Raw genomic sequence first — 1040 nt, forward strand, 5'->3', positions numbered from 1 at the left:
CCTGATTCGTGAGCGTGCCGAGAAGTGAGTAGGGCTCATATCCGTCAGTTGACGGACGCAGGTTCAAATCCTGCCCCCGCTACTCATAGGAAAAGGGAATCGCAATGATTCCCTTTTTTGTTTTGTAGTATATCTTGGGAGTAGTCGATGAGCTACACGGTTTATGTATTGTATTCCGCGGCTTATGATAAGATTTATGTTGGGTATACATCCGATCTGGCTCAACGCTTACGTTCGCACAACGAACTGTCGCATAAGGGGTGGACGGTGCGCTATCGTCCATGGGAGTTGATTTATCGGGAGGAGTTCGCAACAAAGTCCACAGCGATGCGCCGCGAGCGTGAATTAAAGAGCAGCCGTGGCCGGGATTTTATTTGGCGCCTGATTCGTGAGCGTGCCGAGAAGTGAGTAGGGCTCATATCCGTCAGTTGACGGACGCAGGTTCAAATCCTGCCCCCGCTAATCAGTAAGCTAAAAAGGAGTGCTAAGCTCCATTTTTAGTTTGCGAGATTCTCGAAATCAGACGCCTTTTTCTGCATTAGCTCTCTACCTGTAATTTTTTCCTTGACGCCTGGCCAATTGTTTTTTATATATAAGAGTGGGTTGATTTGAAACTGTTTTCTGATCCCCGGAAAATAGTAGGGGAAGACAAAAGCAATCCATCCCCCCAGGCCTTTCCGATAGCGGCATGCTTTTGCCCTTCCGACCCTATCTGATACTTGCGTTATAGCCCGTAGCCATTTTTAAGGCGAAGTGGAGTTTTTCGTTGTATCTCGAAACAAATTGAGTGGGGCTTATGCTTTTGGTAAACGGGAAAAACTCTCCAACTTTTCAGCGACACATTCTCATTGCGTTGCTCGATCGTATTATTTCTCGAATTTTAACTTGAACGTTGTTCGTATCTATTGCTGAACGCATATAATATTCCCTTTCTCAAGGAGGTAAATATGCCATATTATGTGCAAGTTGAAGCTGTAAATATTGACAGTTTCATATACGATACCCACGACATTAGTACAATACGTGGCGGCAGTTTCATC

Annotated in this window: 1 protein-coding gene; it reads left to right on the plus strand. The window is 45.3% G+C overall.

Annotated elements, in window-relative coordinates; translation table 11 throughout:
- The first annotated feature begins 147 nt into the window (after positions 1–147).
- Positions 148–408 carry a GIY-YIG nuclease family protein gene (locus D6694_10085; GenBank protein RMH40421.1) on the plus strand — a complete coding sequence of 87 codons (261 nt, stop codon included), beginning with the start codon at positions 148–150 and terminating at the stop codon, positions 406–408.
- Positions 409–1040 lie beyond the last annotated feature (632 nt).

Source organism: Gammaproteobacteria bacterium (assembly GCA_003696665.1).
Lineage (GTDB): Bacteria > Pseudomonadota > Gammaproteobacteria > Enterobacterales.